The following is a 26,291-nucleotide window of genomic DNA, read 5'->3' on the forward strand; positions in this document are numbered from 1 at the left end:
GTGGCACGTCGCTGGTGGCAACCAAGATCGGCCCGGCCATCGAGAACGCCGTGGGAGTTCGCGTCCCGCTGCAGGCGTTGTTCGTCGATCCGACTCCGGCAGGGCTCGCGGCTCGAGTCGCGTCGGACGTCGATTCGTCTGGTGCACAGCTGGATTCGGTGTTCGGCGTGGTCATCCCACTGCGCAGCACAGGCTCGAAGGAGCCGCTGTTCTGCGTGCATCCCGGAATCGGGTTGTCGTGGGGATATGCGGGCCTCGTGTCTCAGATCGGTGATGACCGTCCCGTCTACGGTCTGCAGTTGCCTAGCATCGTGGAGGGCACGACGTTCGGCTCGATTCGAGACCTCGCGCACCGGTACGCCGACGAGATCCGGGCCGTTCAGCCAGTCGGCCCGTACCACCTGCTCGGGTGGTCGCTCGGTGGTTCGCTCGCCCACGCGATCGCCGTGGAACTACGCAGCACCGGCAGCGAAGTGCAGACTCTCGCGTTGCTGGACAGCTACGTCGACGGCCACGACGAGACGGCCGATGGTGAGCTGAGCGTCGAGAACCTGCTCGCGGGTCTGGGGCTGGATCTGACTGCTCAGGCATCGTCCGAGCCGTTGACCTACGAACGTGGTGTCGAACTGCTCGACGAATCCCTGGGGCAGACGACCGGTGTCACGGCGGATCATTTACGCAGAATCAATGCGGGATTCGAGAACTCGACGCGAATCATGGCCGAGTTCATCCCGGACGTGTTCGACGGAAATGTTTTGTTCTTTTCTGCAACGAAAGGCGCGAGTGACGGAATTGTTCGGTCACCACAGGAATGGCGACCGTACGTGTCAGGAGATATCGTCATCCACGGCGTCGACGTTTTCCATAACGAAATGACCAATCCCGATGCTGTCTCGGTGATCGGTCCGGTTGTCGACGCACATCTGGGCAATACATATCCATAACGTTTCCGAGTGTTCTTCCGTGAAAGAGCACTCGCTCGAATACCATCGGCTTTCGATACTCGAGTGGTCGAATGCGAATCACTACTACCAGGGGACACAGTGAAACTGATCAGAACAGCAACGGTCGCAGTGGCGTTGACCGCAGCCGTAGCCACCGGCGCAGGCCAGGCCGTAGCGGATCCGACGTCGGACTCGATGAACTACCAGACGTCGGTCAACCCGGATGGAACCGTCAAGACCATCCTCGACGCCGGTCTCTTCCGAGTCGATGCGACCAGCGAGACGGTGTCGATCGTCGACCAGGCCGGCTCCACGGTGGCGTCGATCCCGCTGGAGTACTCGATCAACGGAACCGTCTACTCCATTGCGCCCCTGATCGGTGCCGAAGGCCGGGAACTCACTCTCACCCCGCAGACAGTCCCTGTCGCTGAGGTCGCCGGTGCAAAGACCAAGCAGCAAGCCTTCGACAACATGGTCAACCAGCTCGCCATCGGGTGGAACAACGGCGGCGGCGTCGGCACGGCCATCGGTGCGGGCCTCGGCTTCGCCATCGGCTGCGTCTCGATCTTCCCGAACTTCATCTCGGGCTGCATCATCGGAACCGTGATCGGTACGGTCGCCGGCACGGTCATCGGAATCAACAACGCCAACCCCGAAGCTCAGCCTGCGGTGTTCGAGTACTTCACCACTGCGTAGAGCACGACGGCCTCTGGCCGGGGGATGTAGTACAACGGGTAGAGCGCGTGCGCTCTACCCGTTGTTCGTTGTGCGGCCCGTGAGGGCTCGACGCATCGACACGGCTTTGACCATCGTCTCCTCGAACTCCTCGTCAGGATCCGACAGTGCGACGATCGCGCCTCCGACGCCGTACGTGATCTCGTGCTCGGTCGCCACGATCGTGCGAATGACGATCGAGAAATCTGCCGTGCCCGTGATCGAGAAGTATCCGATCGCACCGGAATACACTCCGCGCGGCCCATCTTCGAGCTTGTCGATGATTGCCATCGTGCGAATCTTCGGAGCGCCGGTCATCGAGCCGCCGGGGAACGCCGCCCCGATGCAGTCGGCAGCCGACGCGTCGTCACGCAGCCGGCCGCGAACCGTAGAGACCAATTGATGTACGGGAGCATAGGTTTCGACGTCGAACAGCTTAGGCACGTGCACCGAGCCAGGAATGCACACCTGAGCCAGGTCGTTGCGCACCAAATCGACGATCATCAGATTCTCGGCCTTGTCCTTCTCGTTCGCAACGAGGTCGGCCTTGAGTGCGTTGTCCTCTTCGGGGGTGGCCCCACGCGGACGAGTTCCCTTGATGGGCTTGGACTCGACGATACGGTCGGCGTCGATACGCAGGAATCGCTCGGGGGAGGCGCTCAGGACCGACACATCGGGGAAATTCAGGAAGGCACTGTACGGGGTGGGATTGATTTCCCGCATGTAGGAGTACGTCGCCGCGGGGTCGATGGAACCGGCCACGGTGGCGGTGTTGGTCAGGCAGACCTCGTAGGTTTCACCGGAACGAATTTCGGCGAGGCATTGAGAAATGAGGTCGAGGTAATGCGTGCGGTCGTGCCTCAGCCGTGGCTCGAGGGACAGCTCCGCTCCGAGTAGTGGAGCGCCGGACGCAGGTGTCCCACTGGGCGCGCTCACGGTCTGCGCCTTCTCGGACAGCCCACTCAGCGTTGTGGTGACCGAGTCGAACCACTGCGCGAGTACCGGATCTCCGGGGGTATCCGCCAACCCCATCAAGTACAGGGTGCCGGCCTCGTGGTCGAACACCAACGCCCGATCGGAGAACACCATGGAGGCGTCGGGGGTCGCGGAGGTGTGCACCAGCTGCCCGCCCGTATCGGCCTTGAGTTCGTACCCGAGGTAGCCGACGTAGCCCAGTCCGAATGCAAAGGGAAGATCGTGCCGCGGGGGAGTGGCTCGGCGGCGGAGTTGGGCGTCGATGTAGTCGAAGAACGTCGAGTGAACGTGTTCTGTAGTGCCGTCGGACCCCTCGACGGTCACCATCGTCTCGGCCACCGAGTACGTCACGTATTCGGCGTGTGGCCCGGAACAATCGCCCATGACGGTGAATCGGCACTCGGGCTCGAGTGCGGCGCTTCCGTCCAGCCAGAAACTCTTGGTGTCGTGCGCGAACAGCGTCTGGAACACACGCTCGGAGTCGAAATCGCCTTCGATGGTTCGGGTTTCGATGGTGAACATCGAATCGTGGGTACCCGCCGCATTCGCTGCGCTCGATCGCGCAAGCGTCAGATCGCGGAAGTTTGCCAGCAACTCACGCCCGTATTCGGTGCTGATCGACTCGGGGTGGAACTGCACTCCCCACAACGGCTTGCTGTGATGACGCACTGCCATCACGAGACCGTCCGGGGTCCAGGCGACTTCCTCGAAGTCGGCGGGAGTCCGGGTGACGACCAGAGAGTGATAGCGCACCACCGAATACGGCGAGGGGATCCCCTCGAACAGGTCGACCCCAGTGTGCGTGATGTCGGTGATGCGGCCGTGCATCGGTGTGGGGGCCAGATCGACCTCGCCCCCGAAGAGGTGGCACAGCCCCTGATGGCCGAGACAAACACCCAGAATCGGGAGACCGGACTCGGTTATCACTCGGCCACTGATGCCGAAGTCCTGCTCGACGTCCGGGCGGCCGGGACCGGGCGAGATCACGACGTTGTCGAACGCGGCGAAATCGAGTGAAGACCACGCGACGTCGTTCTTGACCACGGTCGGCGGCCGTCCGTTGACCTCGGCGAGGAGGCTGTACAGGTTGTAGGTGAACGAGTCGTAATTGTCCACAAGGAGGGTTCTGATCGTCATCGACGTACCTCTATCGTTCGCCCTCGAAGCCAGATTCTGGCCCCGGAGAATCGATGATGAGATCCTCGACGCGACACGCCTCGGCAATCATCGACTTGTACAACTCTTCGAGAAAGTCGGGCGACAATCCGTTCGCGGACGCGAACTCACGAGCCCGTTCGGTCACCACGCCCACCCGACCCGGTTGCATCATGGGAATACCGAATTCGCGTTTGACGTGTGCCACCCGTACGCAGACGTCGATACGGTCACGCACGGCTGCACGCAGCACCTCGTCGATCCCGTCCAATTCGCGGCGCAATTCCGCCAACTTCTGCTCGCCGACCGCACTGCGTGCGTCCGAATCCGAGTCGGCCGCCGTCCGCGGATCGTCGTGCAGACACTGATCGGAACCCTGACTCACGAGTTGATGCCCCCCTGTTTTCGACGACTACGGTGCTGATGACTATCGGTTGCAAGCGACTTTTGTTACCGCGACTGTCGCAGATCCGGTAACCGACTACACGCGATGTTCGATGGTGTCACCTTCACCCGTTTTCGCGCCACCCAAACTCGAAGAAAACGGACCATAAACGACAATAATCACAGCAATTACCCAAAAATAATCTTCGGGTTCTCCAACTGGCCAAAAAAATGCACCGCCGGATTGTTTCCAATCGGGCGGTGCATCGGGCGAGGGATCAGGCTCCGCGTCGCTTGACCTTCAGCAGATCCAGACGCTCCTTCAACAACTCTTCCAGTTCATCCACCGAACGGCGCTCGAGGAGCATGTCCCAGTGGGTACGGGGAGGCTTGACCTTCTTCGCCTCGGGCGCGGTGCCCTCGATCAGAGAACCCTCGAGCCCGTTGCGGCACGCCCACGTACCGGGAATCTCGGCGTCGTCGGCGAACGGGACGTCGAATTCCTCACCGTTGTCGCAGCGATAGCGAGCCACGCGGCGGGGTGCCAAATCGTGATCACGATCGGTCTCGTAGCTGACGGCTCCCAGTCGACTACCTCGAAGTACACGATCTGCCATAGTGAAGTCCTCTCCATCGATAGTAGGTATGTGCGCCGATTCCACCGGCCGGTTTCGGCGCGGCCGAGCTTCGTCGTCCACCCACTGATCTACAACGTCGTCGTGCGTCCGTTCGTTCCCGGCTCGCCCGCGCAGATCAAGGCATCTTACCTCGCCGGCAAAGTAGGCTGAGCGACCATGTCCGTGAAAACCCGTCGCAACCAGACGTGCGAGTGGTGCGGACGTCCCATCGACGATGTCGGCACAGGTCGCAAACGACGGTACTGCCGACAGTCGTGCAGACAACGTGCGTACGAGCAGCGCAGTGCCGTCAAGGGGACGTCCATTCCCGTGGACGCCGTCGTGCTGACCGCCGAGGAGGCGTCGGCCGTTGCGGATCGCGCATTCGAATTGCGCTGTGCGGCCGAGGACGTCAGCACCGCAGTGGCAGAAGGTGCCGCCGCCGACGAACTGCAGCGCCTGTGCATCGAGCTCGTGGCGAAAGCACACGATGCCGAGCGGCTGCGCTGAGTATTTCCGGGGCTCCTCGCTGGTCGTCATTCGTGCGGCGCGACGGTCGACGACATCGCTCCCGTCGTTGTTCACCGACTCCGTGGACAATGGGCGACGCACGCGCGTCTTGCGCGGACGCAAAGACACACAGAGGAGCTCCATGGCGTTCTGGGATCAACTCAAGTCCAAAGCACAGGAATTGAACGGGCAGCTGCAGACCAAGACCAGCCAGTTCAAGAACAAGGAGTTCGCCAACGGCAGCATGGCGATGTGCGCTCTCATCGCCGCCGCGGACGGCGCGATCGATCCGGCCGAGCGGCAGAAGACGGCAGCGCTGATCGCCGGAAACGAAGCTCTCCGCGTCTTCGAGTCCGATGAGCTCCGCCAGAAGTTCGACTGGTACTGCGACAAGCTGCAGGGTGACTTCGACTTCGGAAAGGTCGAGGCCACCGCGACGATCGGGAAGTTGAAGTCCAAGCCGGACCAGGCCCGTGCCGTGATCCAGATCGGCATCATCATCGGCGGTGCCGACGGGCATTTCGACGACCACGAAAAGGCCGCCGTTCGCAACGCATGCTTCGCAGTGGGAATCGACCCGGCCGAGTTCGAGCTCTGACCCGCTCCGACGTGGGCATCGAGACCGTGTGAGGTCTGCGGCGACCGACGACGCTTCGACGTCGTCGGTCGCCGTTGTCGTCCCTGGATTCCATCTGTCCTGCAATTTCCTACTCCGCGGGTTACTTTGCTCGTTCCGGCTGGGTGCAAAGACGTCGTCGACGCGGCAGCGGACCGATCGATCCGTGACCGAGGAGACCGAGCATGACTGTTGCCGCGATTTATCTCGTCATCGCATTCGGGCTCGGCGGACTCGCGATGGCGGTGCGACTTCCTCCGTTGGTCGGCTTTCTGGCGGCTGGGTTCGTCATCAACGCTCTCGATGTCGGTGAGGTGCCGCAGCTGGACCTGCTCGCCGACTTGGGGGTGACGCTGCTGTTGTTCGCCATCGGCCTCAAGCTCGATCTCCGCATTCTGTTGCGCCGCGAGGTCTGGCTCACCACGTCGGTCCATCTCGCGATCAGCGTCGCGCTCGGTACCACGGTGTTGTGGTTGGCCGCCGTGGCCGGCCTGGCCATGCTGTCCGGGCAAAGCCTGACGACCATCGCACTCCTGGCCTTCGCCATGTCGTTCTCGAGCACCGTGTTCGTCGTCAAGGTACTCGAGGAGCGGGGGGAGTCGCATGCGCTCTACGGCCGCGTCGCCATCGGCGTCCTCGTCATGCAGGACATCGTTGCCGTCGTATTCCTGACGGTCACCAGCGGTTCTCTGCCCAGCCCATGGGCCTTCACCCTCGTGCTGCTGTGGCCGCTCACGCGAATTCTTCGGAGAATCTGGAGCGGGCTGGGGCACGGCGAGATGCAGTCGTTGTTCGGCATCGTGATGGCTCTGGTTCCGTGGTACGCACTGTTCTCGACGCTGGGCCTCAAAGGTGACCTCGGTGCCTTGATCATCGGTGTCCTGTTGGCTTCGCATTCCGCGTCGTCCGAACTCGCACGGTCTCTGTTCCACCTCAAGGAACTTCTGTTGGTGGGCTTCTTCGTCTCGATAGGTCTGTCCGGATTACCCGATGTGCCCAGTCTCGTTGTCGCTCTGCTGATGATGCTCGTTCTGCCGCTCAAATCGGTGCTCTACGTAGCGCTGTTCGCCGCGATGAAACTTCGGTATCGGACGGCCCTGCTCGCAGGACTGAGTCTTATGAACTACTCGGAGTTCGGTCTGATCGTCGTCTCCGTCGGAGTGACGACCGGGCTGCTGGAATCCACGTGGTTGGTCGAGATGTCGATCGCGGTGGCTCTGAGTTTCGTGGTGTCCGCGCTGGTCAATGGCCGCGGCCACCTGATGGTCGAGAAGGTGGCGAGCCGGCTGCCCGTCCAGGACGAGCAGAGCCTCCACCCCGAGGAACGCCCCGGTGATGCCGGCGACGCCGAAGTCGTCGTCATCGGCATGGGGCGTGTGGGGTTCGCGGCCTACCAGCGACTGAACGAGCACTACCGATTGGACGTCGTCGGAGTCGACTACGACGGCCCGCGCATCCGTCGACTGGCCGAGCAGGGACTGCGTGTCATCGAGGGTGATGCCACCGACCTCGACTTCTGGCACCGACTACGCAGATCGGATTCCGTCCGGATCGCGGTGCTCGCCATGCCGCGGCACGGTGCGAACGTCACTGCACTGGCGTGTCTGCGAGAGTCCGGCTTCGGCGGAACAGTGGCGGCGGTCGCACGGTACGACGACGAGGTGCAGTGGGCAAAAGACCAGGGCGTCGATATCGCCTTCAACGTCTACGCCGGCGCGGGATTGGAACTGGCCGACCAAGTGGGGCATTCGACCCCGGAATACATCGATGATCGCACCGACTGCGAGCCCGACGAGCCGCGTACACCGGACAACACCGGATAGGCCAGCGGTGCGAGTGATGGAGGCGGTCGCCGGAAACGTATGGGGGAGTCGTCAGGTACTGCCTGCCGCTCCGCCTCCTCCACCTGCACCTCCACCGGACGCAACGGATCCGCTACTGCTGGAGACGAACACACCGGAGAACGCAGACCAGGGGAGGACCACCGGGACACCCGCCGCATAGTCGGCATCCGCGGGTGATGTGAAGGCTCGTAGCGGCGTGTCACTCCCGGGGTCGGTTGCGGCCTCGAGTCGTTTCCGAAAGAACGGGGCCAAACCGAACGCAACGATGTCCGGCAGGGCTACGTTCAGATCGACCGACTCGTCGTTGTCCTTGGCGGCCTGCTTCAGTCCGTCGCGGTACGCCTCCCAGGGGCGAGAGGCGTCCAGGCCCGCGACCGAGAAGCGTGAGTAGGCGATCGCCGTCCACAGTCCTGCAACGAAGAGAAGGCCCGACAACACCACCGCGAGCCACATCGTCGGTGCACCCGACGTCGCCACGGCAATTCCTCCGATCGCGAGAGCGCCGCCGAGTACGCCCAGACCGGCCAACGCTGTCCGGCGTCGACCTGAGCCGTCGGCAACGAATCCGCTGTCCCGCAGTGTTTTCTCCACGAGTTCTTTGGTTGCACCGGGGCCTCGAGCGATCTTCTTCAACTCGTCGCCGGATACGACATCGTCCTCGGCTCGTTCGGCGAGCATCGACCAGACCGCCTGTTGAACCTCGCCGCGGGCACGGGTTCGGTCGACAAGCCTGATCTTGACTGTCCCTTTGTCGACCTTTCCCGGCTTCTTGTCCTGCTCGAAGGTGAGCGCATCGGCGGTGGCAAGCGCCAGTACGGTCCCCGGTACGCCGCTGGGCTGCGCGCTGCGGTGCACCAGGGCGGTCGCGTACGCTGCATCGGTGGCCTGGTCCGGTCGAACCGTCGTCGGATATTCTTGGGAGACAGTCGGTTTCGCTCGGCCCCGAAACACCGTTCCCACCAGAAGCAGCCCGAGAAGCGCGATCACCGAACCGGCCCACGGCAGCCAGGTCGAGCCTGGACCGTCGGCGAATCTGTCCAAGGCAGTCACCGGCGGACCGTTGCGAATGTCGGACGCCAGGCGATCTATGCCCGCGGTCAGGCTGCCTGCGACATCTCCATCTCGCAGCGGCGGAATCAGTGCGTCCTCGATGATGGCCTCTTGTTCGTCCCGCGGAACGTTACCGTCGTCGTACGTGGAGCCGACGAAGATGCCCGCGCGAGCCTCGTCGATCTTTCCCGGCTCCCGGTTGATCAGGATTGCGCCTGCAGTGTCCTGGTCGACGCCCGTCAGGGACACCCATCTCTGCTGCAGGTCTTCGACCTGATCCAACGTGTCGTCGGGGTCCGCGTCGAGCTCACGCACGTACGCGATCACGTCCGCACCGGTGTCGGACTTCAAGTTCTCCAACTGGCGTTGGATGTCCGCGGTCTGCGCTGGATCCAACGAAAAACCCGTTCCGTCGTAGACACGCTGACCCGAGGCCAAACCCTCGAAGTCGGCACCTCCGCCGGACGGATCGTCGGAGCAGCCGACGAGGCCGAACGGTGCAATGAGGGCCATCAGTACGGTGGCAGCAACTCGGCGGTGGAAGTTCCGACGACGGGATGTCTCGAGAAAGGCGTCCATCGAACGAACTCTAACCAGAGTTCGTATACGGTAGCCAGCACATTCGGCCGAAGCGGCAGTAGATATCAGACTGGGCTTCTTCACCGTTGTTTCGTCACTGTGACGAAACAACGGTGAAGAAGAGCAGAGAGGGAGAGGGTGCCGTCCGGTCAGCAGTGCGCGGATCCCATGACGCCGGGCAGTCAGCGGGCCGGCTGCGACAGCTGCTCACCGGATGCCCGACACATTTCCCCGCAAGCATTTCGATACCGCGGACGCGTCACGTCGACGCAGACTTCAGACAACGAAGAGCTTCGGCCGAATCGACTGCGACGAGGAAAGTCTTTGAGCTGCAGCGAACTACGAGTCGATCTCAAAGAACTGCAGGTCGACAGTTTGCCGATAATGAACATTATGTCAGGTAAGGTTCTGAACGTTCGATCGACCTGGGTAATCGGTTGTCACTGCGGCGGCTCCATGAATTCGATCGTCTCTCCGTGTGGACCCACCGCGTACATCACGCGGGTGCCCACCTTTGCCCCGCCGGCAATAGGTTGAGGAGTTCCCTGCGCCGTCCACCCGAAGTCCGCGATTCGCGTCAGGACCGCGTCGATGTTGTCGACCTCGAAGGCAAGATGCGCGAAACCAGGATCGTGTGGTCGAGAGGATCCCTGCTCTCCCTGGACGTTGCGATATTCCAGCAGTTCGATCGTCTGCCCCGCAACGGATACCACCGCCATCCGGACTGTAGCCCCGTGCGCTCCGGTGACCTCTCCCAGAAACTCTCCACCCATCTCGCCGGTGCGTTCGAGGACCGCGCCGAGACCATCAATCCAGAACCGAAGGGCGTCATCGAGGGAACCGACGGCGAAGCCGACGTGGTCGGAGCGAAGGATTCTGAACGACATGCCAGGAGCCTACGCCTGGCATGCTTCACGAAGTGCGCTTCTGTTCGGCTCTCATCAGTCCGCCTCCGACGATCAACCGCTGGATCTCACCGGTCCCCTCGTGCAGCCGCGGCAGAATCAGCGAGCTCCACCAACTCGGTTACTCCGGAAAATCCGCGCTACGAGACAGCCTTTCGTTCGACCGGATGTCGCCCAAGTTTTGTTCCAGCGCACCGATCACGGCGTCGTACCCGCTGTTGCCCAGGATCAGTCGGCGTGGCGGCGGGTCCTGAGCCATCGCTTCGATCACCGCACGGGCACCACGATACGGATCGCCCGGCTGCACCCCGTTCATGTCGACGAAATCGGCACGAACCTGTTCCAGCATGTCGTGGTAATCCGGAATCGCTTCCGCGACAGGCTCGTCGGCGAATCCAGCGTAGGCGTTGGTGCGGAAAGCCCCTGGTTCGACCGCCAACACGGAGATGCCGTGCTCGGCAACCTCCTGGCGCAGAGCGTCGGTGACGGCTTCGATCGCGTATTTCGTAGCGCTGTAGTAGCCGAATCCGACCGCCGCCAGAAGTCCGGCCACTGAGGATACGTTGACGATCGACCCACTTCTGCGGGTGCGCATTCCTGGTAGCACGGCTCGCGTAACGGATAGTACTGCAAAGAAATTCAGCTCGAACATTGCCCGGATCGAGGCTTCGTCCATTCCCTCGATCGATCCGTACCAGCCGCGACCGGCGTTGTTGACCAGCACGTCGATACCGCCGAAATGCTCTTCGGCCGTTCGTACCGCCTGCAGTACCTGTGCCGCGTCCGTGACATCCATGGGCACGACGAGAACGCGGTCACCGTACCGATCGGCCCACGACGCCAGTTCCCCTGGACGCCGCGCCGTGAGTACCACGCGGTCCCCCGCGCCCAAAGCCACCTCGGCGTACGCCATGCCGAAGCCGCCTGGTGTGCCACCGGTGATGAACCATCGCTTGCTCATGGCTCGATCACCAACCGGTTGATCAGCGCGCCGTCCAGAGTGAAACGGTAGTGCAGGTCGACGACTCCCCCGGGAAAATTGCCTTCCAGGTGCTGCGTGACGTCGGCGGTCGTGCCGGTCGCGGTCGCTCCCGTGAACTCCGATGTGTAGGTGTACTCACTCTCATTGACCGAGGCGGTCAGCCAGGCCTCGATCTCGTCGCGGCCAGAGTGGTCATGACCCTCATCGGTCACGACGGCATCTGCGGTGAACACGGTGATCGCGCGAGCGCCCTGTCGGGCGTCGAGGGCGGTCATGAACTTCTTCACGTTGTCCGGGAGTGCATCCCATTCTGTGGTCATGACACCACGGTGATGCCTCCCCCAGGGGGAAGGTCAATACCGGATCGGCACACCGGTGTTCATGACCGACACTCGCCCCGGCGCCCCGTCGACTCACGCTGTTACCGAGGACGTCAAGCGGCGGACCGGTGGCTTGCCCAGCAGCAAGCGTGCAGCCAGCCCGGCCAGGAGCGCCCAGAAGGCAGCGCTGACACCGACGATGACTGTGCCGGACGCGGCGGTCACAAAAGTGATGACGACGGGGATTCGCTCTACCGGGTCAGCGAACGCGGCGGTCAACGACGCGGCGAGTGTCCCGAGTAGGGCGAGTCCGGCGACCGCGGCAATGACACCGACGGGGGCAAGTGCAACGAGTGTGCCGAACGACGCCGACGCCACGCCGAGCAACATCAGGACGATTCCCGCAGTCAGACTTGCAATCCATCGGCGAGTGCGATCCACACCCGCGTCCGGCCCGGCAGCCAAGGCGGCGCTGATTGCCGCCAGGTTGATCGCATGCCCGCCGGCGGTCGCACCGAGCAGGGTGCCTGCGCCGGTCACAACCATCGATCGCCGCCACGGAACCTGGTAGCCGAGACCGGCCATGACCGCTACACCCGGGACGTTCTGAGAAGCCATGGTCACGAGGTACAGCGGAAGTGCAATCCCGACGAGAGCCGCGACAGTAAACGTCGGCGACGTGAAATGGACCCGAGGTAGCAGGTCCGCCGGGCCCACCGTGGTATCGCCGGCTGCCACCGTGATGCCGATGACGACTGCGGCAGCGAGAAAGGCGAGGGGCGCGGCCCAACGGGGCGAGAACCGAAGTGCAACAAGCCAAGTCAGGACAACCGGGGCGACAGCGATCGGGTTCACAGCCAACCCGGTGACCGGGCCGAGACAGAGCTGCAGGAGGACCCCGGCGAGCATGGCTTGGGCAAGCGAGGTGGGGATGCGGGTGACCAGCGCCGCGAGCTGGGGTACCAAACCGGTGAGGAAGATCAGCACCCCCGTGACCAAAAACGCCCCCACCGCGGCGGGCCAACCGCCATCGACGGTGCCGGTGGTCGCGAGCAGGGCCGCGCCGGGGGTGGACCAGGCGGCGGTGATCGGCAGCCGAGTCTGCCAGGAAAGGACGATGCAGGCCAGGCCCATGACGACGCTGACGGCGAGCAGGCCGCTCGCGGCCTGCTCGTGGTTCGCTCCTACCGCTGTCAGGCCGGTGAGGACTACGACGAACGAACTGGTGAACCCAACCAAGGCCGAGACCACGCCTGCCGTGATCGGTGGCAGCAATCCACCCGTCTTACGAGCAGCAGAATCGGCAGTATCACGCGGTGGGGTGCGGCTCATGGTTCTCCTCGGCTCGGTGGGAGCCCAGGCGCGCGGCAGACGTCGACAGACGAGGCCGCTTCCCGATGGTGATCCATCCACAGCGCCAGTCACGGCCCGAGCACAGAGTAGACAGAAACCACGGACCATCGGTAAGTGTTGCGGCAGGTGCGCAGCCATCCGGTGTGCGAGCGCAGTGGGTTCGCCGGGATCAGCGACCGATAACACCGAAGCCGGTTCGCCTGCGGAACCCGCTCGATCCACCTGGTTGTGTTCGATCCCCGACACCACACTATTTTGACCAGTCCGGTCCGATCCGGGAACCCTCTGGCACGAGAATTCCGAAGACTCGGCGGATTCGGCATCGGTTCACCGAACCGATTTCCGCACAGAGGTTTTCGCCGCTCGATCGGTTGCCGGCTCACACGCGGATTGTCACAATGTCTCCAATCCGGACCATTTCATGATTCGCAGGGCGCGCAGGGTATTCCACCTGCTCGCACGCCCCTCGCCATTCTCCATCGGAAAGTGGACCGCACCGGCGTGAGTTCTGTCCAGCAGCCATGTGCCGTCGTCACACTGTCTCGACCGGATGTGTTCGATTGCCCCCGTCAACCTCGGGTCGACGAAAGATCCAGCAATTCGGAAATAGTCGACTCCGCGAAGCAGGTCGTAATGCCACCAGGTCGGAAAAGAGAAAAGCAACCAGTTCGGTTCGACGAGCTCCCCCGTGCTCACCCGCCTGGCCAGCCGGCGCTCCAGAAGGTACTCCTCGCCTCGGTGGCGTGCGGCAACCGACGCGGGAGTGCCGCCCGTGGCTCGTTCGTGCTCGAGCAACCCTTCGAGCACACAGATCGTCGAGTGAAACGACCCGCGAGTCGATCCGTACTCGGCCTCGCAATTCCAGCCGCCGTCGGCGAGCTGATCTTTCACCAGTCTGGTGACGATCGCGTCGACGTCGACTCCGAAATATGCACCTACGGCGACGGTCCTCCCGTTGATGCAGGGCTCGACCTCACCGTCGAAGAACCGTTGGCCTGCGTGCTCCCACCGGCAATTCCGGCGCACCGCCTCGATGGCGGTGCGTACTTCACCGGCGTCCGGGTCGACACCCATCTCGCGCAGCAACGTCAACGTATGAAGCGTGGACGTCCACGGCTGCCCTCCTGAGAAATCGCCGTCGAAACCCGATGGGAAGCAGGCACCTCCGGCCCACAGGCCGTTCGGGTCGCGTGCAGCAAGCAAGCGCGCGCCCCAGCCTTCGTGCACAATTCGGTTGCGCTCTCTCGCCACATCAGCAAGCGGCGCGTCGTGCAGGTCCCGCAAGACCTGCCATCGAATCGCTGGATCCGAATCGAGCAGCCACTCGTCGATGACCATGAAGGCGAGGCTAGCAATGAAATCGATCTTCTGACGCTGGTGCGGACGGGTCATCGGAGCTTCTCTACGTTCCGAATTCCTGCGGAATTGCCGAGACGATTGGTGAAGACATCCGACTCGCCAGCACGTGGTTCTCGAAGAGGGTCCAAATCGGAAAATGTATCGCTGGCCCAGTTGTATTACGGTCCCGTCGAAGCTCGCGTTCTCGGTATCGGAGAAGTCTTCGACCGCAACCGCTGTCGACTGTCCGAAGGCGGCGTACGACAGAAGAATTGGTCTCTACACGGTCAGCCGTACCCAACCCGTCGATGATGGCTGCCTGTTCTTCATGGAGGGTGGCTTGATCGACTCGATCGGTCTGGGGTGATTCCCCGACGTCGCCCCGCCACTCGACGAACCCTTACCGGATCGAGACATCAACTTCGAGCCGTTCGACGGCGACTGGTATCTGTTCGTGCAACGCTTCTGACAATTGGGTTACAGCCCGCCCGTGTTCGAACCCATCGAACTAGGTGGCCGAATAACATTGGCTCAACCCCGCTCGAACACCGAGCGACGCGGATCGGAGGGCCGATGTTCGACGCTGCCGACGATGTGGTGTCTCTTCGGCGATTTCTGGAGCGCTCGCCGGACTTCGTTGCACTCGCCGACCTGGCGGGCACAGTTCTCCACATCAACCCTGCCGGCCTGAAACTAATCGGCGTGTCCGACTGGGCCGAGGCATCGAAACTGCCGGCTCTGGATTTTCTCACTGCTGAAGGCCGCGAGCATGCCGAAGGGATCGGTACGGCGCTGCGGTCCGAGGGAAAGTGGGACGGCTACTGCGAACTACGCCATCACGGGACCGGTGCAGGTATCCCGGTCGTGGTCTCGGCATACGTCGTTCACACCCCGGACGGCCGACCTGACGTCGTTGCCTCGATCATCCGACATCGACACACCGTCGAACAACGTAGTGCGAGGATGGCGGCCGATGCTGTTATCGCCAGCCGACACGCACAGGAACAAAAAGCCCTGGCCGATCTCAGTCGGTTCGCAGTCGTCGCCGAGCTGTCGGAGCTGTTGACGGCAGCCACCGACACTGCCGCCACGTTGATAGGTGTGGGAAATTCCGCCATCGCGCACCTCGAGAATTCAACCGATCCTTATTTGACCATGGATGCCGCGAGCGGTTCGCTCGGTATTCGTCTGGACGTTCCTTCCGGCGACGGCTCCATGACCGGGTACGCACTCGCTCACGCACAGCCAGTGATTTGCAGCAACCGCGGCGACGAAAGCCGGTTTCGTACAGACACGATGGCGGAGCTCGGACTGCGCAGCGGTGTGGCAGTACCGATCATGACTGCGGTTGGAGACGCCTGGGGAGTCCTCTCGATCCACAGTGTGGAAGCACGGCTGTATCGCGAACAGGAAGTCTCGTTCCTCAGCTCCGTCGCGGGTATCGTCTCCGCGGCACTTCGACGAATGGAACTGGAAAGCCAACTCCGACGGCGCAGCACCCACGACGCACTCACCGGGTTGCCCAATCGCACTTTCGCCTACGACGTCCTCGACACCGCTCTGGCTCGGGCACGCTTTCAGTCCGATACTTTGGCCCTCCTTCTGCTCGATATCGACGACTTCAAAATCATCAACGACAGCCTGGGCCACGACGCCGGAGACAGGGCGCTGGTGAAATTCGTGGAGCGACTGGTGTCCGCAACGAGCGCGACCGACACCATTGCTCGTCTCGGCGGGGACGAATTCTTGATCATCTGCGAAGGGGTACGCACAGTGGAACGAGCGGAGGAGATCGCGCGACGCATTGCCCGAACCATCGCAAAACCGTTTGCTGCCGAGGACGTCCCCATCCCACTCAGTGCCAGCATCGGTGTCGCTGTCTCCGAATCGAATTCGACAAGGCATGAGCTGATTCACCGTGCAGATCTAGCAATGTATCGCGCTAAGGACAGCGGAACCGGCCATGCAGTGTTCGACCCCGCAGACCTGTACGACGCCGACCGGATCAGATCGCTGTCGGTCGACCTACGGGCGGCACTGAACTCGAACGAACTCACCATGGCATACCAACCTCTGGTGGACATCTCGACACGTGAGGTCGTTGCAGTCGAGGCGCTCGCCCGCTGGAATCATCACGTTCTCGGTCCTGTCGAGCCGACCGAATTCGTCGCTGTCGCCGAGAGAACGGGTCTTGCAACACCATTGGGCGCATGGGCGCTCCGCGTCGCGTGCAACGACGCGGTGCGATGGCGCGCATTCTCCGACGTCGTGGTGCGCGTCAACGTCAGTGCGCTCCAACTGCGGGATCACGAGTTTCCGACGCAGGTCGCCACTGTCCTGGCAGACACCGGCCTACCACCGAACGCATTGGGTCTGGAAGTGACCGAAACAGTGTGGGTCGCAGACACCGAACGAGTGGCGAATACCGTTTCGGCGCTCCACGCAATGGGTGTGTCCTTGCTCCTCGACGATATGGGCAAAGGGCACAGTTCCATGTCGTATCTGGACCGGTACCCGATGTTCGAGAGCTTCAAGATCGACAAGTCATACGTGGCCCGGTTGCCCGCCGTCCGCGCCAGGGCAATCATCTCGGCGATCGTCGCACTCGCCCGCGCGTTCGACGTCACAGTCGTCGGTGAAGGCGTCGAAACCGAAGAACAACTCGAGGCACTCGCCGCAACAGGATGCGACGTAGCTCAGGGATTCTTGCTCGGACGTCCGATGAGCGCCGCGGCCATCACCGATCTGCTGCTGCCTTCTGAGTGACCCCCCCGTCACTTCGCTTCGTGATAGCGTGCCGAATCAGAGCTACTCGCATAGCCACCCCAGCTGCAGAAGGCACCCGCGCCGCCTCCGTCAGCGCTTCAGGGGCAAGGTCCGCCCGGATCTGCGATGAAGAACGTTCAGTTACGTCACGCCGTGTTCATGATTTCCGACCGGTGCAGCGGCGCGCGGGGCTGGTGCACAATGCGATTGGAACTCTCATGACCAGGAACCACGTCGAAAAGCACGCAGCTCGGGCTTACGGAGTCGCGTATCGGCAGGGCCTTGCGGCGGTGCGCGCAAACTGCACCATTGTGATGCCCTACGCGCAGCGACTGTTGATCGAAGCGATCGAGGGCTGCGGAATCCGCCACTGGTCCAACGTCCACGATTGGGACAGCTGCGGCCGAGCGACCATCACCGACCTCGGTGGTGAGCGATTCGTGCTCACGCCCGATGTTGTCGTACCGGTCATTCGTGAACACCTCGACGCGCACCCCAGACTCGAACCCCTGCACATCGACAGCTACTTCGCCGACGAAGCAGTGCAACGAAGCCTGTTCGGCGGCGTCATCGACCGACTCGAGCTTCACCGCGGTGGCGGGCTGACCGTCTGATCGTTTGATACGCGTCGTGCACGCCGATCCGTGAGTACGAGAAGTAGGCCGGGGATTCCGGCGACGGTCCATGGCGCTACCGCCCCTACAGTCGGAACCACCTGAAGCACTCCCAGTCCGCAGAAGTCCGATGAGTGTCCGCACACGATCGCGTCGTAAGGCGTTGCCACGAAGGAAATGGTCAGCGCCGTGGTGAGGAACGCCAGGGCCCCGGTCGAGATGGCCGCCGCGAGCGCCTTCGGGGGCGCACACAATCCGGTCCAACCCCACGCGAGAAGCGCTACGCAACATGTCACGCCGATCAGAGCGACAGCAGCGCCGACCTCACCGCCGTGATCGTCGACCCGTGCGCCGGTCACAAAACCGAGCTGAACGGCTCCGCCGGCCAATACGCCTGTGCCGATCAACGGAAGTAATCCGCGCAGAACACGCAACGGGCGTCTGCGGCGTGATGCGGAGAAGAAGCTTCGCTCTCTTTCCACTTTCAATGTATAGCTCACCCGGGGTCTTGCGGCAAGACCCCGTGGAGGGTTCAGAATGGCTCGCTGCACACCCGCACCATCGGATCGGAGTCCCGTGAAATCAGTGCCGCCTCATGTCTTCGACCTCCCCGACAGGCTCGCACCGAAGCGCCAACCCACGCTCATCGGTCATGACCGACAGCACTTTTCGGCGATCACCGCCAGCATCGAGAAGTCACGTTCCGACACGATCGCTCGATTGAACGCCATCCAGAAGTCATCCGGGCGGATGGGACAGGAGGTGATGGAACGTGATTTCGAGATTCACCGATTGAACGGGCGACTGCGCCAATTGAATCGTTACGGTGCCAATCTGTGTCTGGGGAGGTTCGTCCCCATCGACTCGAACAGACCGATATACGTGGGGCGTACCGGCTTGCTCGGCGATGCGGGCGAGCAACTGCTCGTCGACTGGCGCTCCCCCGCTGCCGAGCCGTTCTTCGGTGCAACCCATGCCAACCCGATGGGGCTGAAGTGCCGTCGCCGCTATCGGTGGACGAACGGCAGCATCACCGACTACTGGGACGAGGTCTTCGATCCCACGTCTCTGGACGACAATGCCGCGCTGGACGATCAGTCCGCGTTCATCGCCAGTCTGGGTGCCGAGCGCTCACCTCGGATGCGTGACGTACTGGGCACGATCCAGGCGGATCAGGACGCGATCATTCGAGCCGACGCGCACGGGGCACTGGTGGTCGACGGTGGCCCGGGAACCGGGAAGACTGTTGTTGCCCTTCACCGCACCGCGTACCTGCTGTACGCAGACTCACGAATAGGGCACAACCGCGGCGGAGTACTGTTCATCGGTCCGCATCAGCCCTACCTCGCGTACGTCTCGGGCGTACTCCCCAGTCTCGGCGAGGAGGGAGTACGGACATGCACCCTGCGAGACCTCGTCGCAGAAGGGACGCATGCGCTCGACGAAACCGATCCTGTTGCGGCGCGGCTCAAGGAAGACCTCGACGTCGACGCGGTCATCGAGGCGGCTGTTGCCTTCTACGAACAACCACCGACCCACGACGTCACAGTCGAAACAGACTGGGGAACATTTGTATTGACCCCGAACGACTGGGTGGAGGCATTCGGTGCGCCAGATCCCGGTACGCCGCACAACGAGGCTCGCGAGCTGATCTGGGACCTACTGACGACCATCGTGACCGATCGCACTGCCGCACAGGGATCCCGCGAAGAATTTCGGCAGTCGCTGCAACTGAACGAGGATCTGCGTGACGTCCTGGAACGCTCGTGGACGATCGTCGATGCCGCAGACCTCGTGGCGGACCTGTGGACCGTTCCGGCATACCTGCGCACATGCGCACCCTGGCTCGACGCGGACGACATTCGAGCACTTCGACGCGCTGATGCGACACGCTGGACTGTGGCCGACCTACCTCTGCTCGACGCGGCACGGGCGCGACTCGGCGATCCGAAACATGCTCTACGACAACGACGTCGATCGCTATCTGCTGCGATCGAACGCTCGCGAATGGACAGTGTCGTCGACGAGTTGATGGCGGTCGACGACGACGAGATGATGGCCGCGCAATTCCGTCAGGAGATAATTCGGGATGCACTCGTCGATTCGTCCGGCTTCGAGGACCATCCGACGGATCCGCTGGCGGGTCCGTTCGCGCACATTGTGATCGACGAGGCTCAGGAGTTGACCGATGCGCAGTGGCAGATGGTGATTCGGCGATGTCCTGCTGGGAGTTTCACCATCGTCGGAGACCGGGCGCAGTCTCGTCGGGGCTTCACCGAGACGTGGCCGGATCGGCTCGAAAGAGTAGGTATCGACGAGGTGACCGTCGCCGCTCTCGGCGTGAATTACCGGACGCCGCAGGAAATTATGGACGTGGCCGAGCCGGTGATCCGGGCGGCGCTGCCCGACGCGAACGTTCCCACGTCGATACGCAGAACCGGCGTGCCGGTCGAATACGGTGACGTCGCATCACTTTCGACGGTTCTCGCCGATTGGCTCGGTTCGACGACCGGCGGAACCGCATGCGTGATCGGTGATCCTACTTTTCCGCAGTCCGATCGAATCAGCTCGCTGACACCACAGCTCGCAAAAGGTCTGGAATTCGATCTGGTCGTTCTGATCGACCCGGATTCTTTCGGCTCCGGCATCGCAGGTGTGGTCGACACGTATGTGGCCATGACGCGAGCCACCGGTCTACTCGTCATCTTGACCTCGTCGCAGCGCGAGCGAATCGAGTAGATCCAGCACGGCGTGGATCGCCGGACTCGCATCGGCGCTGCGCCTCCACGCGGCATGCACTTCTCGCTCGGGGGCGCGCGCCAGCGGGACCGCCACGAGCGCCGGGCCCAGGGGCGGTCTCGCAAGACGGGGAATCAGTGCCAACACATCGTCTGCCTCCACGAGGGAAAGCTGAGTGGAGAAGTCGTCGACGAGGTGCCGAACGTCGATCTCGCGCGACGTGTCCGCGAACAATCGACGAAACCACTGGTGGCACACCGTGCCCGCCGGGCTCGTCACCCACGGGTACGTCGCGAGGCCCGCCGGTGTCAGTGGAGACTTCCCTGCGGCGAGGGGGTGGGTTCGATTCATGACGACATCGCCGTGGTCGGTGTGAATGGATCGCCGAACGATCGAGCGCGGAGCCACTGCGGGAACTCCGTCGGCGTCGTGCACCAGCGCCAGGTCAGCTGCTCCTGAATGCACACTGTGCAGCGCCCGATCCGGGTCCTCCTCCCCGATCTGCACGGTGAGGTCGGGATAGCGAGCGCTCAGGGTCGCGAGTGCAGGTGCAAGCAGACCGCGGATCGCAGTGGAGAATCCGACCACTCGTACCACCCCGCGCGCGGCACCCTCGTCTGCCGATCTCGCCGACTCCAGACACCGCTCGAGAGCGTGAAACACCTCGTCCGCGGAGTCGACCACTGCCCGTCCGGCCGGCGTGAGCACAACACCTCTACCCGCCTGCGCAAGTACCGGCGTTCCGACCTGGCGTTCGAGCCGTTTGATCTGCTGCGAGACGGCCGACGAGGTGTAGCCGAGCTCGTCGGCCGCTTTCGTCAGCGTGCCCAGGGCGGCAACTGCACGCAGCGCGTGGAGTGCATTGACATCGATCATGAAGCAACGGTACGCAATAATGCCGAAATTACATCGCTGGACCGAGACGGTCGTGTGGGCTCACACTCGGACGATGAACATGTCCACTCCTTCGGCCACGTCGACGTTCGGCACCAACGTGGTTGCCATGTGCACACCGATGAACGCCGATGGGCAGGTGAGCCGCACCGGCACGGATGCCTTGCTGACCCACTTGCTCGCGACCGGGTGCGACGGCGTCGTCGTCGCCGGCACCACCGGGGAGGCGCCGACTCTCACGCCGCGTGAGCAGACCGATCTGATCACGGCGACGCGCGAATTCTCGGGCCACGCCCTGCGCGTGATCGCGGGTGTCGGCACCAACGACACCTCCGCCGGGATCGAGTCGGCGCGACGTGCCGCCGATGCAGGGGCCGACGCATTGCTCGTCACCGCCCCCTACTATTCGCGCCCCACGCAGGCCGGCATCGCCGATCACATCATCACCATCGCCGATGCCGGAGCGCTCCCGGTCATGGTGTACGACGTGCCGACTCGGACCGGCGTGCCGATCGAGGCGTCGACGCTGGTCGAACTCTCGCGGCACACCTCGATCACGGCGGTCAAGGACGCGAAAGGCGACCTGTACGAGGCGATGAACGTCATGGCTGAAACCGGCCTGGCCTATTACTGCGGTATCGACGAACTCACACTGCCCTATCTGTGTTGCGGTGCAACGGGTTCGGTGAGTGTGGTCGGCAACGTCGTCGCCGACCGCTACGCCGATCTCGCCGACGCTGTCCGCTCCGGCGATCTGACCAGAGCGAACGCAATACAACGATCGCTACTTCCTCTCGTCGATGCCGTCATGCGCACCACGCAGGGAGCGATCATGGCGAAGGCAGCCTTGGTCGCCATCGGGGTGCTGGCGGAAGCCACGGTGCGACGTCCGTTGCTCGAATCGTCCGCCGCAGATCTGCAGCGTCTGACCCATGCGTTGGCGGTGACAGGAATCGATCAGGAATCGAGAAGCATGCGCGTTCCGATACGACTAGCGTGATCGCACACATACCTCGGTGCAATCGACCTTCTCGGTTTCGGTTGCCGTGACGATCAGGAGACACCGCGAGCATGGCGACGACCAAGGTCACGCAGAAATCGGCAGCGCACGCCGCCGACAGTCACGATCTGATTCGAGTACAGGGCGCGCGGCAGAACAATCTAGCCGACATCAGCGTCGAACTTCCCAAGCGACGCCTCACGGTGTTCACCGGCGTCTCCGGATCCGGTAAGAGTTCCCTCGTCTTCAGCACCATCGCGGCCGAATCCCAGCGCATGATCAACGAGACCTACAGCGCTTTCGTTCAAGGCTTCATGCCGACTCTCGCGCGGCCCGACGTCGACGTGATGGACGGGCTCACCACGGCCATCATCGTCGATCAACAGCGAATGGGTGCCAATCCCCACTCGACGGTCGGCACCGCCACCGACGCCTACGCCATGCTTCGCATTCTCTTCAGCAGAGTGGGAAAGCCGTACATCGGCTCTGCGCAGGCTTTTTCGTTCAACGTGGCATCGGTCTCCGGTGCAGGCGCTTACAAGGTGGACAAGGGAGGCCGTCAGACCACCGAGAAGAAGTCCTTCTCCGTCACCGGTGGAATGTGCCCGCGCTGCGAGGGACGCGGCTCGGTCAGCGACTTCGACCTCACCGCCCTGTACGACGCGAGCAAGTCCCTCAACGAGAGCGCCATCACGATTCCCGGCTACAGCATGGAAGGCTGGTACGGCAGAATCTTTCGCGGCTGCGGTTACTTCGACCCCGACAAACCCATCGCGAAATACACGAAGAAAGAGCTCGACGATCTGCTGTATCGAGAGCCCACGAAGATCAAGGTCGAGGGCATCAATCTGACCTATTCGGGCCTGATCCCTCAGATCCAGAAGTCGTTCCTCTCTAAGGACGTCGACGCGATGCAGCCGCATATCCGGGCGTTCGTGGAGCGTGCGATCACGTTCACCACGTGTCCCGAATGCGACGGAACGCGGCTCAACGAGGGTGCACGATCGTCGAAGATCAAGGGCATCAACATCGCCGACGCCTGCTCGATGCAGATCAGCGATCTGGCCACATGGGTCGCAGGCCTGAAGGAACCGTCGGTGGCACCGCTGTTGACCACGCTGAGCGAGACCCTGAACTCGTTCGTGGAGATCGGCCTCGGCTACCTGAGCCTGAATCGGCCGTCGGGCACATTGTCGGGCGGAGAAGCGCAGCGTACGAAGATGATTCGACATCTCGGCTCTTCGTTGACAGACGTCACCTACGTGTTCGACGAGCCGACGACGGGTCTCCACCCCCACGACATCGAACGGATGAACAACCTTCTTCTGCAGTTGCGGGACAAGGGAAACACCGTTCTCGTCGTGGAGCACAAGCCGGAAACGATCGCCATCGCCGACCATGTCGTCGACCTGGGGCCCGGTGCCGGCAGTGCGGGTGGGCACGTCTGCTTCGAGGGCACCGTCGACCAACTGAGGCAGAGCGATACGGTCACCGGCCGCCATTTCGACGACCGCGCGAGTCTCAAGGATTCGGTTCGCGAGTTCTCGGAGGTACTCGAGATTCGAGGGGCGGATTCGCACAATCTGCGAGACGTGGACGTCGACGTTCCACTCGGCGTGCTGGTCGTTGTCACCGGAGTGGCGGGCTCCGGTAAGAGCTCGCTGATTCACGGGTCGCTTTCGGGCACCGACGATGTGGTCTCGGTCGATCAAGGTGCCATCCGCGGATCGAGGCGAAGCAACCCCGCGACCTACACGGGTCTGCTCGAACCCATCCGCAAAGCCTTCGCGAAGGAGAATGCGGTCAAACCCGCTCTGTTCAGCTCCAATTCGGAGGGTGCCTGCCCGACGTGCAATGGGGCGGGAGTCATCTACAGCGACCTCGCCATGATGGCCGGCGTTGCTACGACGTGTGAGGTGTGCGAGGGCAAACGGTTTCAAGCTTCGGTACTCGAGTACCATTTCGGCGGCCGAAACATCGACGAGGTGCTGTCCATGTCGGTGGCCGAGGCCGAGGATTTCTTCTCCGACGGACCGGCGAAACTGCTTGCAGCACAAAAGATTCTGCAACGGCTCAACGACGTCGGACTCGGCTACCTGAAGATCGGCCAGCCGCTGACGACTCTGTCGGGCGGCGAACGGCAACGACTCAAGCTCGCGACACACATGGCCGAGAAGGGTGGGGTGTATGTACTCGACGAGCCGACCACCGGGCTACACCTCGCCGATGTGGACAAACTGCTCGGTTTGCTCGACCGCCTGGTCGATTCGGGTAAGTCGGTGATCGTCATCGAGCACCATCAGGCCGTCATGGCCCACGCCGACTGGATCATCGACCTCGGCCCTGGGGCCGGGCACGACGGCGGCCTCGTGGTGTTCGAGGGCACCCCCGCAGATCTGGTGGCGGACGGATCCACCCTGACCGCGAAGCACCTGGCCGCCTACGTCGGATAGCCGACCAGAACCGAATACTCGATGGAGACGACGTGACCACCCTGCCCGACCGCCCTGCAACTGCGTTGTTGATCGTCGACGTCCAGAACGACGTCATGGCCGCCGCCCACGATCGGCTTCGCATCGTCGACAACATAGTGCGACTGGTCTCACGAGCGCGAAAGACCGACACACCGGTGATCTGGGTGCAGCATTCCTCGGAGCACGAGCTCGTGTCCGGCAGCCCGGGCTGGCAACTTGTGGAGGAACTTCCGTTCGACGCCGGAGACGCCCTGGTGCACAAGAAGCATGGAGACGCCTTCGAGGACACGTCCTTGGCGGAGGTGCTCGCCGATGCCGAAGTGGGGCATGTGGTGGTTGCCGGCGCGCAAACGGACTTCTGTGTGCGATCGACTCTGCATGGAGCTCTCATTCGCGGGTACGACGTGACTCTGGTCAGCGATGCCCACACGACGGAGAACCTGCCGGACCCCGCCCTGCCCACACCGCAGCAGGTCATCGCGCACACGAACTTGTACTGGGACAACCAGACCGCACCCGGCCGAACCGCATCGGCCGTCACCACAGAGGACATCACGTTCGGCGGCCGCTAGGCTGACGCTCCTAGGGTTGCTCTGTTCGACTCGTGCTGATCGGCGACGCGGTCACGCACGCACACCATCTCGTTCCGGGACGAACGTAGACTGCCGCCTATGGCACTCGATCACGGCGATCCCGGCGACGCCCCGTCCGTTCCCCCTCCCCTGTCTCCGGTGGTCGCGGACCGTCGTCCGTCGGCGGCCGAGGAGGCGCGCACGATCGCTGCGTCCACCAATATCGCGACGCTGGCCAGCCTGACCGCCGACGGCGATCCATGGGCGTCGTTCGTGACATACGGCTTGCTCGACGGCGCACCCGTGCTGTGCGTGTCGCGGATGGCGGAGCATGGTCGAAATCTCGACGGTGATCCGCGAGCGAGTCTGTCGATCGTTGCACCCCAGTCACAGACGGACCCGCTGGCCTCGGGCCGCATCACGCTGGCCGGGGTGGTCGAGCGACCGGCAGGAGCCGAGCTCACTGCCGCACGACAAGCGCATCTCGACGCGGTGCCGGCCGCCAAGTACTACGTGGATTACAGCGACTTCACGCTCTGGGTCATGCGAGTGCATCGGGTGCGATGGGTCGGCGGGTACGGCCGAATGGATTCGGCGACGGCCGACGCGTACTCCGCGGCGTCCCCGGATCCCGTGTCCCCGTCCTCGGCCTATGCCGTCGAGCACCTCAACGCGGACCATGCGACGTCACTGTTGGCGATGGCCCGACAGCTGGGGGGCTACCCGGACGCGACCTCGGCGACGTGTACGGCCGCAGATCGATACGGCCTCGATCTGAACGTCCACACACCGCGCGGTGTGGCCTACACCAGAGTCGGTTACTCCGAGCCCATCGATTCCGCGGACGAGCTGCGCGCTGCAACGGTGGAACTGGCCAGGAGGTCGGCGACCGCCCCGTAGTTCCTCGTGACAGTGAGAGCTGCACCTCGACCGGTAGCTGGGCCCT

24 protein-coding genes and 1 riboswitch are annotated in these 26,291 nt (G+C 63.0%); of the genes, 13 read left to right on the forward strand and 11 right to left on the reverse strand.

The features are described 5' to 3' along the window. Positions 1 to 944, forward strand: a 944-nt coding sequence (locus E4P29_RS21445) for an alpha/beta fold hydrolase (protein WP_135047130.1), incomplete at its 5' end; no start/stop codon positions are given. 99 nt (positions 945 to 1,043) lie between these two features. After that, positions 1,044 to 1,640: a hypothetical protein gene (locus E4P29_RS21450; RefSeq protein ID WP_135047131.1), complete on the forward strand. Its 597-nt coding sequence runs from the start codon at positions 1,044 to 1,046 to the stop codon at positions 1,638 to 1,640. Positions 1,641 to 1,694: 54 nt separating this feature from the next. Here the strand turns inward: E4P29_RS21450 and pabB are convergent, their stop codons facing one another. The 3 genes from pabB to E4P29_RS21465 all read right to left on the reverse strand — a co-directional run bounded on the left by pabB (position 1,695) and on the right by E4P29_RS21465 (position 4,789). Then, positions 1,695 to 3,770: an aminodeoxychorismate synthase component I gene (gene pabB / locus E4P29_RS21455; RefSeq protein ID WP_135047132.1), complete on the reverse strand. Its 2,076-nt coding sequence runs from the start codon at positions 3,768 to 3,770 to the stop codon at positions 1,695 to 1,697. A 10-nt stretch (positions 3,771 to 3,780) separates the two neighbouring features. After that, entirely contained in the window at positions 3,781 to 4,173 is a 393-nt protein-coding gene (locus E4P29_RS21460; protein ID WP_135047133.1) for a chorismate mutase family protein, read from the reverse strand. A gap of 277 nt (positions 4,174 to 4,450) precedes the next feature. Beyond that, positions 4,451 to 4,789 (reverse strand): RNA polymerase-binding protein RbpA, encoded by a 339-nt coding sequence (locus E4P29_RS21465; protein ID WP_027497120.1) that lies wholly within the window; start codon positions 4,787 to 4,789, stop codon positions 4,451 to 4,453. Positions 4,790 to 4,819: 30 nt separating this feature from the next. Between E4P29_RS21465 and E4P29_RS26100 the strand changes: the two genes are divergently transcribed. The 4 genes from E4P29_RS26100 to E4P29_RS21480 all read left to right on the forward strand — a co-directional run bounded on the left by E4P29_RS26100 (position 4,820) and on the right by E4P29_RS21480 (position 7,738). After that, a complete protein-coding gene (locus tag E4P29_RS26100; RefSeq protein WP_155290166.1) occupies positions 4,820 to 4,960 on the forward strand; it encodes a hypothetical protein in 141 nt (46 codons plus the stop codon). Positions 4,961 to 4,966: 6 nt separating this feature from the next. After that, entirely contained in the window at positions 4,967 to 5,299 is a 333-nt protein-coding gene (locus E4P29_RS21470) for a hypothetical protein (protein WP_027497121.1), read from the forward strand. 142 nt (positions 5,300 to 5,441) lie between these two features. Beyond that, complete coding sequence (locus E4P29_RS21475; RefSeq protein ID WP_135047134.1) at positions 5,442 to 5,897, forward strand: TerB family tellurite resistance protein; 456 nt, start codon at positions 5,442 to 5,444, stop codon at positions 5,895 to 5,897. 203 nt (positions 5,898 to 6,100) lie between these two features. Continuing rightward, the gene (locus tag E4P29_RS21480; RefSeq protein WP_135047135.1) at positions 6,101 to 7,738 is read left to right on the forward strand and encodes a cation:proton antiporter family protein; all 1,638 of its coding nucleotides are present in this window, start codon (positions 6,101 to 6,103) and stop codon (positions 7,736 to 7,738) included. Positions 7,739 to 7,789: 51 nt separating this feature from the next. Here E4P29_RS21480 and E4P29_RS21485 read toward each other — a convergent pair whose 3' ends face one another. The 6 genes from E4P29_RS21485 to E4P29_RS21510 all read right to left on the reverse strand — a co-directional run bounded on the left by E4P29_RS21485 (position 7,790) and on the right by E4P29_RS21510 (position 14,340). Beyond that, positions 7,790 to 9,388: a TPM domain-containing protein gene (locus E4P29_RS21485; protein WP_135047136.1), complete on the reverse strand. Its 1,599-nt coding sequence runs from the start codon at positions 9,386 to 9,388 to the stop codon at positions 7,790 to 7,792. Positions 9,389 to 9,828: 440 nt separating this feature from the next. Continuing rightward, positions 9,829 to 10,275 carry a VOC family protein gene (locus tag E4P29_RS21490; protein ID WP_027497124.1) on the reverse strand — a complete coding sequence of 149 codons (447 nt, stop codon included), beginning with the start codon at positions 10,273 to 10,275 and terminating at the stop codon, positions 9,829 to 9,831. Positions 10,276 to 10,414: 139 nt separating this feature from the next. Next, entirely contained in the window at positions 10,415 to 11,254 is an 840-nt protein-coding gene (locus tag E4P29_RS21495) for an SDR family NAD(P)-dependent oxidoreductase (protein WP_135047137.1), read from the reverse strand. Then, entirely contained in the window at positions 11,251 to 11,595 is a 345-nt protein-coding gene (locus tag E4P29_RS21500) for a nuclear transport factor 2 family protein (protein ID WP_032387419.1), read from the reverse strand. The genes E4P29_RS21495 and E4P29_RS21500 overlap by 4 nt, the downstream gene beginning before the upstream one ends. Before the next feature lie 93 nt (positions 11,596 to 11,688). Next, positions 11,689 to 12,927 carry a benzoate/H(+) symporter BenE family transporter gene (locus tag E4P29_RS21505; protein WP_135047138.1) on the reverse strand — a complete coding sequence of 413 codons (1,239 nt, stop codon included), beginning with the start codon at positions 12,925 to 12,927 and terminating at the stop codon, positions 11,689 to 11,691. Positions 12,928 to 12,942: 15 nt separating this feature from the next. Further along, a riboswitch (ZMP/ZTP riboswitch) is annotated at positions 12,943 to 13,030 on the reverse strand. Between the two features lie 311 nt (positions 13,031 to 13,341). Next, complete coding sequence (locus E4P29_RS21510; RefSeq protein WP_245154443.1) at positions 13,342 to 14,340, reverse strand: squalene cyclase; 999 nt, start codon at positions 14,338 to 14,340, stop codon at positions 13,342 to 13,344. A 519-nt stretch (positions 14,341 to 14,859) separates the two neighbouring features. Here E4P29_RS21510 and E4P29_RS21515 point away from each other — a divergent pair. Further along, entirely contained in the window at positions 14,860 to 17,052 is a 2,193-nt protein-coding gene (locus tag E4P29_RS21515) for an EAL domain-containing protein (protein ID WP_135047139.1), read from the forward strand. Positions 17,053 to 17,270: 218 nt separating this feature from the next. Next, positions 17,271 to 17,666, forward strand: coding sequence for a hypothetical protein (locus tag E4P29_RS21520; protein WP_135047140.1), 396 nt, complete (start codon positions 17,271 to 17,273; stop codon positions 17,664 to 17,666). On the opposite strand, the gene E4P29_RS21525 is transcribed toward E4P29_RS21520, so the two are convergent. After that, a complete protein-coding gene (locus E4P29_RS21525; protein ID WP_135047141.1) occupies positions 17,639 to 18,148 on the reverse strand; it encodes a hypothetical protein in 510 nt (169 codons plus the stop codon). The two genes, E4P29_RS21520 and E4P29_RS21525, sit on opposite strands and share 28 nt — an antisense overlap. A gap of 94 nt (positions 18,149 to 18,242) precedes the next feature. On the opposite strand from E4P29_RS21525, the gene helR reads away from it, so the two are divergent. After that, on the forward strand, positions 18,243 to 20,405 hold the full coding sequence (gene helR, locus E4P29_RS21530) for an RNA polymerase recycling motor ATPase HelR (protein ID WP_135047142.1): 2,163 nt from the start codon (positions 18,243 to 18,245) through the stop codon (positions 20,403 to 20,405). Here helR and E4P29_RS21535 read toward each other — a convergent pair. Further along, positions 20,361 to 21,281, reverse strand: coding sequence for a LysR family transcriptional regulator (locus tag E4P29_RS21535; protein WP_135047143.1), 921 nt, complete (start codon positions 21,279 to 21,281; stop codon positions 20,361 to 20,363). The two genes, helR and E4P29_RS21535, sit on opposite strands and share 45 nt — an antisense overlap. Before the next feature lie 73 nt (positions 21,282 to 21,354). Here E4P29_RS21535 and dapA point away from each other — a divergent pair, with 73 nt between their 5' ends. From dapA to E4P29_RS21555, 4 genes are all read left to right on the forward strand, one after another. Next, positions 21,355 to 22,299: a 4-hydroxy-tetrahydrodipicolinate synthase gene (dapA, locus tag E4P29_RS21540; protein ID WP_135047144.1), complete on the forward strand. Its 945-nt coding sequence runs from the start codon at positions 21,355 to 21,357 to the stop codon at positions 22,297 to 22,299. Positions 22,300 to 22,370: 71 nt separating this feature from the next. Beyond that, positions 22,371 to 24,752: an excinuclease ABC subunit UvrA gene (locus E4P29_RS21545; RefSeq protein ID WP_135047145.1), complete on the forward strand. Its 2,382-nt coding sequence runs from the start codon at positions 22,371 to 22,373 to the stop codon at positions 24,750 to 24,752. 32 nt (positions 24,753 to 24,784) lie between these two features. Further along, positions 24,785 to 25,345, forward strand: coding sequence for an isochorismatase family protein (locus E4P29_RS21550; protein ID WP_135047146.1), 561 nt, complete (start codon positions 24,785 to 24,787; stop codon positions 25,343 to 25,345). A 99-nt stretch (positions 25,346 to 25,444) separates the two neighbouring features. Further along, entirely contained in the window at positions 25,445 to 26,245 is an 801-nt protein-coding gene (locus E4P29_RS21555; RefSeq protein ID WP_135047147.1) for a DUF2470 domain-containing protein, read from the forward strand. The last annotated feature ends 46 nt before the right edge of the window (positions 26,246 to 26,291 follow it).

The organism is Rhodococcus sp. 1R11, from assembly GCF_004563845.1.
Lineage (GTDB): Bacteria > Actinomycetota > Actinomycetes > Mycobacteriales > Mycobacteriaceae > Rhodococcoides.

Excerpts from the sequence above, each read along its gene's own strand:
- pabB (WP_135047132.1), bottom strand. The coding sequence starts at position 3,770 with ATGACGATCAGAACCCTCCTTGTGGACAATTACGACTCGTTCACCTAC.
- E4P29_RS21465 (WP_027497120.1), bottom strand. The coding sequence starts at position 4,789 with ATGGCAGATCGTGTACTTCGAGGTAGTCGACTGGGAGCCGTCAGCTAC.
- E4P29_RS21470 (WP_027497121.1), top strand. The coding sequence starts at position 4,967 with ATGTCCGTGAAAACCCGTCGCAACCAGACGTGCGAGTGGTGCGGACGT.
- E4P29_RS21475 (WP_135047134.1), top strand. The coding sequence starts at position 5,442 with ATGGCGTTCTGGGATCAACTCAAGTCCAAAGCACAGGAATTGAACGGG.
- E4P29_RS21480 (WP_135047135.1), top strand. The coding sequence starts at position 6,101 with ATGACTGTTGCCGCGATTTATCTCGTCATCGCATTCGGGCTCGGCGGA.
- E4P29_RS21485 (WP_135047136.1), bottom strand. The coding sequence starts at position 9,388 with ATGGACGCCTTTCTCGAGACATCCCGTCGTCGGAACTTCCACCGCCGA.
- E4P29_RS21490 (WP_027497124.1), bottom strand. The coding sequence starts at position 10,275 with ATGTCGTTCAGAATCCTTCGCTCCGACCACGTCGGCTTCGCCGTCGGT.
- E4P29_RS21495 (WP_135047137.1), bottom strand. The coding sequence starts at position 11,254 with ATGAGCAAGCGATGGTTCATCACCGGTGGCACACCAGGCGGCTTCGGC.
- E4P29_RS21500 (WP_032387419.1), bottom strand. The coding sequence starts at position 11,595 with ATGACCACAGAATGGGATGCACTCCCGGACAACGTGAAGAAGTTCATG.
- E4P29_RS21505 (WP_135047138.1), bottom strand. The coding sequence starts at position 12,927 with ATGAGCCGCACCCCACCGCGTGATACTGCCGATTCTGCTGCTCGTAAG.
- E4P29_RS21510 (WP_245154443.1), bottom strand. The coding sequence starts at position 14,340 with ATGACCCGTCCGCACCAGCGTCAGAAGATCGATTTCATTGCTAGCCTC.
- E4P29_RS21515 (WP_135047139.1), top strand. The coding sequence starts at position 14,860 with ATGTTCGACGCTGCCGACGATGTGGTGTCTCTTCGGCGATTTCTGGAG.
- E4P29_RS21520 (WP_135047140.1), top strand. The coding sequence starts at position 17,271 with ATGACCAGGAACCACGTCGAAAAGCACGCAGCTCGGGCTTACGGAGTC.
- E4P29_RS21535 (WP_135047143.1), bottom strand. The coding sequence starts at position 21,281 with ATGATCGATGTCAATGCACTCCACGCGCTGCGTGCAGTTGCCGCCCTG.
- dapA (WP_135047144.1), top strand. The coding sequence starts at position 21,355 with ATGAACATGTCCACTCCTTCGGCCACGTCGACGTTCGGCACCAACGTG.
- E4P29_RS21545 (WP_135047145.1), top strand. The coding sequence starts at position 22,371 with ATGGCGACGACCAAGGTCACGCAGAAATCGGCAGCGCACGCCGCCGAC.
- E4P29_RS21555 (WP_135047147.1), top strand. The coding sequence starts at position 25,445 with ATGGCACTCGATCACGGCGATCCCGGCGACGCCCCGTCCGTTCCCCCT.